General features: G+C 35.5%; 10 protein-coding genes. 2 read left to right on the top strand and 8 right to left on the bottom strand.

Features of this window, described 5'->3' with window-relative positions:
• The 8 genes from IPH52_27655 to IPH52_27690 form a co-directional block, all read right to left on the bottom strand.
• The gene (locus IPH52_27655) at positions 1–735 is read right to left on the bottom strand and encodes a TIGR00730 family Rossman fold protein (GenBank protein ID MBK7058757.1); all 735 of its coding nucleotides are present in this window, start codon (positions 733–735) and stop codon (positions 1–3) included.
• 69 nt (positions 736–804) lie between these two features.
• Entirely contained in the window at positions 805–1929 is a 1125-nt protein-coding gene (locus IPH52_27660; protein ID MBK7058758.1) for a hypothetical protein, read from the bottom strand.
• A gap of 3 nt (positions 1930–1932) precedes the next feature.
• Positions 1933–4356: an EAL domain-containing protein gene (locus IPH52_27665; protein MBK7058759.1), complete on the bottom strand. Its 2424-nt coding sequence runs from the start codon at positions 4354–4356 to the stop codon at positions 1933–1935.
• 361 nt (positions 4357–4717) lie between these two features.
• Complete coding sequence (locus tag IPH52_27670) at positions 4718–5671, bottom strand: hypothetical protein (GenBank protein ID MBK7058760.1); 954 nt, start codon at positions 5669–5671, stop codon at positions 4718–4720.
• Positions 5672–5781: 110 nt separating this feature from the next.
• Positions 5782–6474: a hypothetical protein gene (locus IPH52_27675; protein MBK7058761.1), complete on the bottom strand. Its 693-nt coding sequence runs from the start codon at positions 6472–6474 to the stop codon at positions 5782–5784.
• A complete protein-coding gene (locus tag IPH52_27680) occupies positions 6438–6671 on the bottom strand; it encodes a hypothetical protein (GenBank protein MBK7058762.1) in 234 nt (77 codons plus the stop codon). Before IPH52_27680 ends, IPH52_27675 begins: the two co-directional genes overlap by 37 nt.
• 89 nt (positions 6672–6760) lie before the next feature.
• Positions 6761–7819 (bottom strand): hypothetical protein, encoded by a 1059-nt coding sequence (locus tag IPH52_27685; protein MBK7058763.1) that lies wholly within the window; start codon positions 7817–7819, stop codon positions 6761–6763.
• 192 nt (positions 7820–8011) lie between these two features.
• Positions 8012–10030, bottom strand: a complete 2019-nt coding sequence (locus tag IPH52_27690; GenBank protein ID MBK7058764.1) for a sulfatase-like hydrolase/transferase — start codon at positions 10028–10030, stop codon at positions 8012–8014.
• Between the two features lie 170 nt (positions 10031–10200).
• Between IPH52_27690 and IPH52_27695 the strand changes: the two genes are divergently transcribed.
• Together IPH52_27695 and IPH52_27700 are read left to right on the top strand one after the other, a co-directional pair.
• Positions 10201–11325, top strand: a complete 1125-nt coding sequence (locus tag IPH52_27695; GenBank protein MBK7058765.1) for an ATP-binding protein — start codon at positions 10201–10203, stop codon at positions 11323–11325.
• A 205-nt stretch (positions 11326–11530) separates the two neighbouring features.
• Positions 11531–12148, top strand: a complete 618-nt coding sequence (locus IPH52_27700; protein ID MBK7058766.1) for an inorganic pyrophosphatase — start codon at positions 11531–11533, stop codon at positions 12146–12148.

The raw sequence follows: 12148 nt of genomic DNA on the forward strand, positions 1-12148 counted from the left end.
TCAACTCTTAGGCTTATCAGTAAAGGCAGAGCGATTTTTTTCAGGAGAAGTTTCAGGTTGTTCATTTCTCCATTTTCTATGTGCTTGCATGATTTCCAAAACTTCCTGCGGGTCATCGGTTATTTTAATTAGATTCATATCGTCTTTCGAGATTGTTTCATATTCTACTAAAGTAGATTTGATCCAATCCATAAGACCACCCCAAAAATGCTTTCCAAACAACACCAGAGGCAAAGGGTAAATCTTATTGGTTTGCATTAAAGTCAGCGCTTCAAAGAATTCGTCTAAGGTTCCAAATCCTCCGGGCATACAAACATAACCCATTGAATAGCGAACAAACATTACTTTGCGAACAAAAAAATATCTAAAGTCCAAAGAAATATCTTGGTAAGGATTCGGTCTCTGTTCCATCGGCAATTCAATGTTTAACCCAATGGAAAGTTGGTCTTGTTGATAAGCACCTCTATTGGCAGCTTCCATTACACCCGGTCCGCCGCCTGTAATAATGGCAAAACCATTTTGACTGAGTAGAGTAGAAAGCTCAATAGTTTTTATATAATAAGGATCATCTGGTTTTAGTCTTGCTGATCCAAAAATGGAAATGGCATCGGTAACTTCTGAAAGTTTTTCAAAACCTTCCGTAAACTCACTGATAATCCTAAAAATTCGCCAAGACTGATCACCTTTTAAATCTTCAATAATACTGCTCGGATGATTTTTGTTACGCCATGTCATTTGCTATCTCCAATTCTTTAAGTTTTTTTATCAATGTGTCACTTGTTTTGTAATGCTACAATAATTTATTTAATGATGGTGATGACTTTCTACTCTCATCCAATCAGGAACAGGTAGCCGGTGGTAAATATAAATTGGCAAAAGAATTTCATTAAGAGTAATCATTTCTGAATTGATTTTACCTTTATCCGCTACTTCTTTAATCGCATCAGCGGCTTTTAGGGAGAATATATTCGACAATCCCCAAGCGCAAAGAGTCACTATATCACGGTCTTTTTCTTTGTAGAGATATTTGATTAGTATTTCTTCTGATTTATCATAAGGGTAATGTCCGAGAATCTCAGCAAAAGAAACTCTTGCATCTTCTTGAAAACGAAACATCTCTTCTGCATGGGAAAAAATTTCTTCGCTTTGCAGAAAGGAAAGTGCATCGATTGTCTTTTGATATACGCTTAGCTCTGGTTCAGCAATTCGTGCAATCTCAACAAGTGGAATAATAGTATTAGCCGACTTCCAGATGCCTGCCATCTCTATAGAAAAATCTTGTAGAATATAATTATCTGTATCCATTAATTCTTTTAGAGAAGATTCAACAATGGAAGAATAAGAATCTTTTTTAGTAATCAGAAGATGTTTAAAATCCATAATTTGCTCTTGCAGCTCTTCAAAAACTTCCTGATCTACATTTTGCTCTTCTTTAGCAACTTCTTCTGTCAACTTACGGGTAACAGAGATTAACTCTTCTCCTAATTCTTCTGAGTTTCCATTTCTATTTTCTTCGATCCACTCAATGTATTGCAATACATTGATACCAACTTCATCGTCTCCAAAAAGAGATTTGTTTTCTTTAAGTTCATTAAAATCAAGCTTCAATGCTAGACTGATAACTGAAAATATTCCTGCAAAATATAGCTTTGGTTCATCTGAGTGTTTCTGAACTTCCCGTAAAATATCGAGAAGTAGCGGTATATCGCTAGTAGTCGGAATATAATTTCTAAGTAGATTGGTAATGATTAAAACTTCTACAGAAGCAAGGTCTCCTTGTTGGACTTCTTTGTATAAGAGAGAAAGGACTTTCTTAAAAACATTTACATCTTCAGAAAATGTATAAGCCAAAAGCTTATGTGCCTTTAATCCTGCATCTGGATCGTCTATTAGTTCTAACAATCTGTCTTTATTTACAATCAGTTTCATTTCTTAATTATTACTCGCAAGGAATTGTATGAATTCTGTTTCTGGTAGCGGCTTACTCTTATAAAACCCTTGATATAAATCACAGCCACAAGATTTCAAAAAATCAAGTTGTTCTTTTGTTTCTACTCCCTCGGCTAGGACCTTCAATCGAAGTGTATGACCCATAGCGATAATAGTGGCAGCGATTTCGCTATCGTCTTGATTTTGGGGAATCTCATCTACAAAACTTTTATCTATCTTAAGAGTATCGAGTGGAAATCTTTTTAAATGGGCTAATGAAGAGTAACCCGTTCCAAAATCATCAATAGCCAATTTAATTTTCATAGATCTAAATTGGTTTAATATCTTTATTGCTTCTTCTTCTCTATCCATCAGCGCACTTTCCGTAATTTCAAATTCTAAATATTCTGCTGGAAATTTCGTTTCCTTTAAAATTCTTTCTACTACAGATACAATATTTCCATGAATGAATTGTCGTGGGGATAAATTAACAGCGAGTGGAATTGGTTTGATTCCAGATTGAAACCATTTATTTCCAAGATCGCATACTTGGTGTAATACCCATTCACCTACTTGGCTAATGATTCCACTTTCTTCTGCAATAGGTATAAAATCTGCTGGTGATATAAATCCCTCTACGGGATCTTTCCATCTTACAAGAGCTTCTGCTCCTACAACTTTTCCAGTTCGAATATCTACTTGTGGCTGAAAGTATACTCGTAATTCTTCTCTGTCAACGGCTTTGCGTAATCTAGTTTCAATCGACAGACGACTTCGAATCGAAGAAGTTATACTAGAATTGTAATAGCGAAAAATTCCTTTTCCTTCTTTCTTTGCTTGATACAATGCCACATCTGCATGTTGAAATAATTCATCTACTGATTGCCCCTGATCGGGATATATACTAATTCCAATACTCGCACCTAGAAAAATTTCTACTCCATTTGTCAGATAGAATGGATCTGCAATAGAATCCAGCAATTCTTGCGCGATCCTTCCTGCCTTCTCTAAAGCTTCTAAATCTTCAATTAAAACAATAAACTCATCCCCACCGAGTCTAGCAAGTGTATCTCTTTCAGATAATCGCTGAAACATTCGAATAGCGGATAATTGTAATACTTCGTCGCCTAACGGATGTCCATAGCTATCATTTACATCCTTAAACCGATCCAAGTCAATTAGTAGAATTGCTAAACGCTTACCTGAATCTAATCTACTCATAGCATGTCTGAGTCTAGATTGAAACATTAAACGATTCGGAAGATTAGTCAACCAATCATGATGAGCTAGATAATCCAAATCATCCTGTGCGGCTTTTATTTTTGTAATATCAGAAAACACTGCAACATAGCTTAGCGTGTTACCGTTATTATCCTTAACTGCACTGATTCCAAGAAGTTCGGGATAGATTTCGCCATTCTTGCGTCTATTCCATATTTCCCCCCGCCATTTACCTTCTTTGAGTAGACTCTGCCACATTTCATCATAGAAAGCTTTGTCCTGTTTGCCTGAATTTAGAATACGAGGAGTTTTATCTTTTAGATCTTCCATTGTATAACCTGTCACAGTCGTAAAGGATGGGTTCACTGCTTTTATAATCGCATTTGCATCTGTAATCAACAAACCTTCTGTCGTATTATCAAATACGGCTGCCGCCTGACGCAGATTATCCTCTTGCTCTTTCATATCAGTGATGTCAACAACAGAGCCTATGTATCCCGCAAAATGGTCATTTTCCGCTAATCGGGGAATCCCTCGATCCAATACCCACCTGTATACACCATCATGACGAAGAAGTCTATATTCCATCTCAAAAGATTGCCTCTTATGAAATGCATCTGTATACATATTCAGAAATGTTTCGTAATCATCCGGATGAACTCCAACAAGCCATCCCATTCCCAACTCCTCTTCCATGGTTCTTCCACGAAACATAAGCCATTGTTTATTAAAATAAGTAAAGAGTTTGTCTTCATCAGAAACCCAAATCAAAACGGGCGCAGAATCTGCCATAGAACGAAAGCGCTTTTCACTTTCCCGCGTGCTAAGCTGAGCTTCAAATAAACTAAGAGCCATTTCAATCGATGAGATAAGGAAAGTTTCCCCTGAGTTTTTGATAATGTATCCATAGCGGTTAACATTTCTTACTCGCTCAACAATTTCCTTTTCAAAATGGGAGGTGAGAAAAATAATTGGAATATTCTTAAACTTAAGAATTTCCTCCGCTGCCTCGGCTCCTGAAATTCCTTCCCCTAAATTAAAATCCATCAGAATGAGGTTGACCGATGAATCATCCCTCATTATCTGAATTGCGTCCTCTCCGCTTTCTACATGCAAGACTTCAAAATTATTTTTCTTTAGGACAGCCATTTCAGCCATCGCAATTATAATTTCATCTTCTACGAGTAGGATATTCTTTTTTATCATGACAAAGAAGAACTTTCGCTTTCAGAATGGAGGATTGTATAAAATTTTTTACTCTGTCGAGTAAAGAACCTTTGAAATTGCAGGAAAAAATCTTGAAAAAAAATAGATAAATGTTTCCTAGAACTCATTTTTACATAACAATAGAATTTCAGTCATAAATCAATTAAAAATACATATTTTCCTTGGCGCAATTTGCAATGATTTAAATCATTTTAAATGACAGGGCTACGATAAGTTAGCCCTGATTTGATTCATATTAATTATTAACTATAGTTTATAAGAAAAGGTAATGTAAAGGCTTTGTAAAGTTGTTGATGTAGAGCCTTTGTAAAAGATTGAGTTTAAGATTGTTTCTTGAACATTAAATGCCGCGCCATTGGTCGAGATTTGAGAATGCTAATGGAACATCAGTGTATGTAGAATATGATGTTCTAAGCTCCTCTCCTCTATACCCAACTCGTAAGCCTAAAGCTCCAAAACTATGCTGGTATCCTAAATCAATTATCGAGCCTCTGATTTCTTGGTTTGTCTTTTTCAAGATTGTAGTCGAACCGGAAGCCAAACCGTAATCTGCTCTTCTGAATGAAGTTTTATTAAAGTCCCCGCTACTTGAAATTTGTCCAAGAATTGGTGAATCCATCGCATACTCTAAATATACAGCAGAAGCCGCGTTGATATTGTATAGGAGGTTAGCACCGATAAACCCCGACCAAGTGTTTTGGTTGTTCGTTGTATTTCGAATTCCAATTCCACCATTGTAAAGGTATGTTCCAGACTCTTTAAAATCACTAACAAAATTACGGAATTGAAACTTTGGAGTAACTAGAAAACTTCCAAAAGCTAATTGGTATCCCACGTTCAAATCTAGGTTTTTAAAATTTAAATCCGCATTGTGAATTCCTACTATTCCAGATCCACCTGGATTCACACTTATGAAATCGTATTTCGGTGTATAACCTGTAAAGGCTAATCCCGGTATGCCTCTCATCTCAGCGCCTAACAGCAATGAGCCAGGACCTATTCCACTCATATAATAATCCAATCCAATTGGATTGAGTGGATATAATTTACTCGGAGAACTCCATCCCAAATTGTATTGACCAAATCCGAAACCATTTAGCAAGTCGTCCGTAAAATATTTATCTTCCAATTCTGTTTTAACTTTTCCGCCAAGTCCCCAGATCCCACCTTTCACTGTAAATCCAGATTGTGTTCCGCCACTGCTCGAGCCGCTAGATTCTTCTTCTTGGGCTAAAACGGAAACGCTAAAGAGGATGAGTAAACTTAAAATGAGTAATGAAATTTTTTTATTCAAATTTTTTCTCCTAAAAGATTTTAATGTCCATAATTTTTGAGTTTCAATTTAAGAAAACTCCATTTATACCTTGGGTTACAATTGTCACAGACGCAATCTACCGAATCAATTTATGTCGAAGCGAATACAATTAACGTATATTTTTCTCCTAAATTATAATAATTAAAGTTTATACAGTGGATTTTTAGAAACTCAATCCCACACCAATTTGCCCATGCTTCATTGAATTCATGAAAACCACCATCTACAATATTATAAATATTTGTATTAATTTCAGCGATTGCAAACCACATAGATGTAAAATAATAACGGATCCCCCCACCAAAACCTAAATGTATATAGGAGATAGGTCCGCCAAAACCATCCCCACCAAGAGTGCCTAATCCCAAATAACCGCGCACGAATGGGTCAAAAGTATTGCCGGTTAGAAAATGATAAGACCCCGAAAGGTCTAGTGAGGTAGAATGAAAAATTAAAGTATTTTTTTGATTTATAGCATTGTTCAAACTAGAAAGCAGTATATAGTTATATAAACTATTATGGCTCGAACTTAAAAGGGAAATCGCATAGAGATTTTCAATGATGCTATTATTTTTATTAGTTTCGAGAGTCTCCGACTTGTGAATATATTTCTGATGGTGTATAGTAAAACCAATACCTATACTATTAGAAATCCCGTATTCAAATAGTAATTCATCAATTTCCGATCTAGTTTTTCCAATCGCACTGTTTAGACTCGAATTAGTTCCCTGTCCGCCTTTGAATTCTAAACTGATTTTTCCTTTAGAAAATCCTTTGGGCATTTTTTTCTGTAGTATCTTCTGGGCTCTTTTTCCTCTATTGACGTTGGTTCAGTTTTTTTGTCTTCTGCCACTGGTCTTTCTTCTGGTTTAGTCTCATTGATTGCAGGATTTTGTGTATTATCTTCTGATTGTGTAAATACATACATTGGAAATATTAGCATATGTGAGCATAAGATTAGGATTATTGGTCTTTTCATTTTAAAATTCACTCTCGTTTTATTTTGTCATTAAACTATTGTGTTATCGTAAACAACGTATATTATTGACAATCTCCTGAAATTTATCTCTAATATAAAAATGTTGTCATAGAATGAGTAATACCACTACATACCAGTTCTGACAATGTTAATTGACCAGAAGAATTATAGATATAATTGATTACTCCAAAGCATCCCATATTAATTGCTGGAGCAGTTGACACTCTGCCTGAAGAGTCGTATTTAAAAATGTACGGTGATGTTGGATTTAATGTTGAATTCCACGTGCTAATATTCCCACTTCCATCATAGGTGTAGGAATCTGTTTGTTGAGAACTTTGTCCAATTATACAACCATATCTTGTATTACTCGCTGTACCTGAACTAGAACTGCTTGTAACAAGTTTTGTTATCCAACCCTGAGAATTTTTTGCGATACTAAAATTAGTTATAACTTTACAAATTCCTGAATCAGAATTATACGATGATACATTTGTAGAGGGGTATAATTCATTGTCAGTATAAATATAATCTGAGACAAACGATGAACTGGGAGATCCTGAAGCATAACAACCCGTTGGCCACGCAGAAGTAATTTTACTCAGTCGTCCTAAGATATCATAACTATAATTATTTGCAATGTTTCCTGCGCTCGTAATCCCACAGGAAATTGTTATTTGGGTTATATAATTAAGCGAATTATAACTAACTGTTAGTTTCGTATTGTAACTTGATGCGTAACCAGAGTAACCAAGAAAGGTATTCGATGTAAACTGCCGATTCGAATTATATGTAAACCTATCTCCTGACGAAGTGGACTTTGGATTGCATCCTGGCAAACCAACCCTCCAACTCAAACCACCAGAACCCATGATGTATTGACGTGTAAAATCTGCATACGTCTCACCGGTATAATACCCTTTACCGCATTCTGGCATGACAAATACTATTCCATTTATGATTCCACTGGAAGTGAAGTTAGTCTGAGAAGAAGAGGCTAATGTCACTAATCCCACGATTACCGAGTTGCTGGATTTATCCTCATCCTTATTTCCCGTTGCCATGTCTATTAGAGTGCAGTGCGATTGACCGGCTAATAGCAATAACGCGACAATCTTCCAAAGACTTTTTTTATTCTCCAGATTCATTTTCTTCCTCATAAAAATTAATTATTCTTCTAAGAAAGGTATTTCTCATCATTTCCAAAGAATTTTTTTCTCCTAAAAGATTTTAATGTCCATAATTTTTGAGTTTCAATTTTAGAAAACTCTAATTATACCTTGGGTTACAATTGTCACAAACGCAATCTACCGAATCAATTTATGTCGAAGCAAATACAATTAACGTATATTTTTCTTATCAAATTCTTCAATCGATGGCGGAAAAATTGCATTCCGATTCATAAGCTCAATGCTTGTATTCAAAAACGCTTTTGCTTTTCGATGATGTGACGCGCAAAACTGAGGTGCTTTTTTGCAAATATCAAATTGAATATGGGGAGGGTCTACTGTGAAGTTAACCCCACCTTCTCCATCGGAAGTGCGAAACAAAAATAATTTGTCTTCCACCCAACCAAACACTGTTCCGTAAGCGAAGTAAGCAGAATTCGTTTTTGTAGAAAGTAAATCTCTACCCATGGCAGAAAAATACACTTCCTTGTTCAGATTTCCTAAAATCGTAGGAATTACATCTAACTGGGAAGCGATGTCGTTTCTAATTTCAGGTTTAAATCGAGAAGGAGCATAGATTAAGAAAGGAATATTTCTATCTTCATAATAATTTAAAAAACGATGGTGGGTATGATCGGCAACAAAAAAGAAAATAGTGTTATCAAAATAAGGCGCCTGTCTTGCTTTCTCTAAAAAGTTTTGCACTGCCCAATCTGCATAATGGTATACATTTAGAAATTCGTTATCGTCTGTTTCCTTTCCAAAAATATTAAATTCCTCTCGTGGAGTCCTATAAGGATAATGCGTAGTAAGCGTTAAAACCGTTGCAAAGAAAGGTCTTTCCCCTTCATGGCTTTTTAATTTGTTATGAAGAACGTCAAACACATCTGCATCATCATATCCCCAGGCACCTATTTGATATCGCTTCATATCGTCTAAATCTTGTTTGCCAATGCTTTCATCAAATCCCCAATGAGGCATCATCTTGTGTTTGTTATCAAAACTTAAATCTCCGCCTGTAACAAAGATTGTTTTATAATTTGCCTGGCGCATAATACTGCCTATCCCCGAAAAATGACCCATTGCTTGCGGAGTGCGCACAACAGTAAGTCCAGGTCTATCTGGAATTCCTGTAAGGACTGACATCATTCCGTTAGGAGTGCGTCCACCTGCCGCAAAGAATCGCTGAAAAAAGATTCCTTCTTTTAGGAGCTTATTAAAATTAGGCGCTACTTCTTTTCCATTTACTTTTCCGTCTGTGATTGGGCTTATGAATTTTCCAGTCCAATTCTCTAGCATCACAAGCACAATATTCGGACTCTTAGCCTCTTTGTTTTTGGGAATTGTCTTACGAAGAAGTGGATATTCGTCGCTTACAAAATTAGCACCTTCATATACAATTTCTTTTCTTACTACATCAACCGCTTCCTTGAAGTCCATTTTATCACTTCTAGGAATAGAATGACTCTTTAGATCAATGATAGCGGTATACACTCCGTTTAACGCTAAGTTATTGACCATTGTATTATCAGAGATAATGGCATTACTTGTCCGAATAGGATTTTCTTGAAGACCGCCTCTAATTCCAATAATGACAGCGATTACCGCAATCAATATCTTGGCTAATGAGTTTTGAAAAGAAATTTCTAAGTGCGAATAATTATGGTATCGTTTGTAAATACGAAACGAAGAAAATGTTAAAGCGGCTAATCCTACTAAACCACCAATAAAAACAAATTTATTTTCTTCGAGTAAGGAGCCAACAATTAAGATTAAATCCTTTCCTAAGAACACGTAGGCTTCATAGCCAATATGTTTATTTGCATGTTCAAAGTATAAAACATCGGCGATCAAAATTGCCACAACAAATACAACGAGTAAAATAGGAGTAAACGACCAGAGAAATACATAAAGCTTCTTTCTGTTTAAAAAATCAATGCAGGACAAAATAAAGAGAAAACCAAAAACAATACAAAGCGCGGCTATATCAAATCGAATTCCCTCTGCAAATGCCCAGAGAATGGTAGAAGAAGAAATTTCTTTAAAGTCAATTCGATAGGCATATTTTAAGAAAAATGCAATTCTATAAATGGTAAAAAGCGGAACTCCAATCAAAAATAGAATTCCGAAGAACTTGAAATTATAAGAGAGGAAAATTTGCTTTAAAAAGTCTATGGCTTTGTTTTTCATAATCTAAAAAAATTTCAGTATTCTAAGACAAAACTGTCAATTCTTATTTCCAATTAAATCCAACAGGAGTTTTCACTCAATGCTTTGTAAAAACCTTGCATTATGGCCAATTTAACATATACATTAATATAGACTTGACCAATTTACCATGCATGTTATATTAGCCAATCATGGATAGACTGATATTTCAACCAATTCTAGAAGATTTAAAAAGCAAAATGGTCTTTATCGGGGGACCACGTCAATGCGGCAAAACATTCTTAGCCAAGGAAGTATTAAAAGCATTTCACTCTGAGAAAAATTATTTCAACTGGGACTCTCCTGATGACAGGAAAATAATTCTAGCACAAAAATGGGGAAAGGAAAGATTAATCGCTCTAGATGAAATTCACAAATATCCCAAATGGAAAAACTTCGTGAAAGGAATTTATGATACACAAAGAGAAAATCATAATTTCCTTATCACAGGATCAGCGCGATTAGATTTATACAAACGAGGTGGAGACTCTATGTTTGGTCGCTATCATTACTGGCGACTACACCCATTTACCCTCAGTGAACTACCTCAAAAAATTTCTGTTGAGGAAGCATTTAAAAGATTGATGAAAGTCGGGGGTTTTCCTGAACCATTTCTAGATGCATCAGAACAAACTGCACGCAGATGGAGAAAAGAGCGATTTGATTTAATTCTTAGAGAAGACATTCGAGACTTAGAAAGAGTCAATGAAATTCAAAATATTTCTTTACTCGTTGATCTTTTGAAAACGAGAGTCGGGTCTCTAATAGTTGTTTCAAATCTTGCAAACGATTTACAAGTAGCGTCTAATACAGTTAAACGCTGGATTGAGATTTTAGAACGGATGTATCTTATTTTTGTAGTAAGACCTTATACGGACAAATTAAGCCGAGCCATTTCTAAACCATTCAAAATTTATTTTTATGATAACGCAGATGTAGAAGGAGATGAAGGTGCTATTTTTGAAAACCTTGTAGCGACACATCTATTGAAAAAAATTCAATTCACGGAAGACAGCGAAGGATATAGGCAACAATTATATTTTATTCGAGACAAAGAAGGACGAGAAGTTGACTTTGCTATTACTAAAGATAAAAAGTTAGAATTTTTAATTGAAGCAAAATGGAGCGAAGAAGAGGTTTCTAAAAATCTAACCTATTATTCCGAAAAATTAAATCCAATGCGAAGCATCCAACTAGTTGCAAATCTCAAACGCGAATATAAAAAGAATAAAACAGAAGTTCTCTCGGCAAAAGATTTTCTAGCGAACTTGAGTTAAAAAACGTGTAAATTCACCCCCGATTCTCACCTTCATGGGAAATACAATTTTTACTTAGTTACTTTCACCTATAACCTTCCCAATTCATCATTCAAAATTGACAATTACGCATTAATTCTTTGGGTAGTTTCCGCAATCCAACGAAAAATTAGAGAAATTCAATTTACAAATACGTCCAAAGTTTTAGTTTGCGTTTATGAGTAATATAAAATCCGACTACGTTCTACACCCATGGCACGGGATTTCTCCCGGAAAAAAAATTCCTGATGAAGTCGATGCATTCATTGAAATGCTCCCGACTGATACAGTGAAATATGAAGTGGATAAACAATCTGGCTATATTCGCCTAGATCGACCACAAAAATATTCAAACCACTGTCCTTCTCTGTATGGTTTTATTCCACAAACTCTTTGCGGTCCCAAAGTTGCAAAGTTTTGTATGGATAAAACTGGAAAGAAAGATATTGAAGGTGATGGAGACCCCTTAGATATATGCGTGTTAACCTCAAGTGCGATTACACACGGTAATATTCTGATGAGTGTAGTTCCAATTGGTGGAATGAGGATGATAGATAAAAATGAAGCAGACGACAAAATCATTGCGATACTAAAGGGAGATTCTATTTTTGGTCATATGCAGGATATTCATCATTGTCCAGCAGATTTAATTAACAAATTAAAACATTATTTTTTAACATACAAAGTAATGCCTGATCAAAGTGATCCACCTTCAGTCGAAATTACAGGAGTCTACGGTGCACAAGAAGCCAAACAAATTATTCAAACAGCTCTTTCGGATTATAAGGATAAATTTCCCCATTAG

It is taken from the genome of Leptospiraceae bacterium (genome assembly GCA_016708435.1).
Taxonomy (GTDB): Bacteria; Spirochaetota; Leptospiria; order Leptospirales; family Leptospiraceae; genus UBA2033.

Excerpts from the sequence above, each read along its gene's own strand:
- IPH52_27665 (MBK7058759.1), bottom strand. The coding sequence starts at position 4,356 with ATGATAAAAAAGAATATCCTACTCGTAGAAGATGAAATTATAATTGCG.
- IPH52_27685 (MBK7058763.1), bottom strand. The coding sequence starts at position 7,819 with ATGAATCTGGAGAATAAAAAAAGTCTTTGGAAGATTGTCGCGTTATTG.
- IPH52_27690 (MBK7058764.1), bottom strand. The coding sequence starts at position 10,030 with ATGAAAAACAAAGCCATAGACTTTTTAAAGCAAATTTTCCTCTCTTAT.
- IPH52_27680 (MBK7058762.1), bottom strand. The coding sequence starts at position 6,671 with ATGAAAAGACCAATAATCCTAATCTTATGCTCACATATGCTAATATTT.
- IPH52_27675 (MBK7058761.1), bottom strand. The coding sequence starts at position 6,474 with ATGCCCAAAGGATTTTCTAAAGGAAAAATCAGTTTAGAATTCAAAGGC.
- IPH52_27655 (MBK7058757.1), bottom strand. The coding sequence starts at position 735 with ATGACATGGCGTAACAAAAATCATCCGAGCAGTATTATTGAAGATTTA.
- IPH52_27660 (MBK7058758.1), bottom strand. The coding sequence starts at position 1,929 with ATGAAACTGATTGTAAATAAAGACAGATTGTTAGAACTAATAGACGAT.
- IPH52_27695 (MBK7058765.1), top strand. The coding sequence starts at position 10,201 with ATGGATAGACTGATATTTCAACCAATTCTAGAAGATTTAAAAAGCAAA.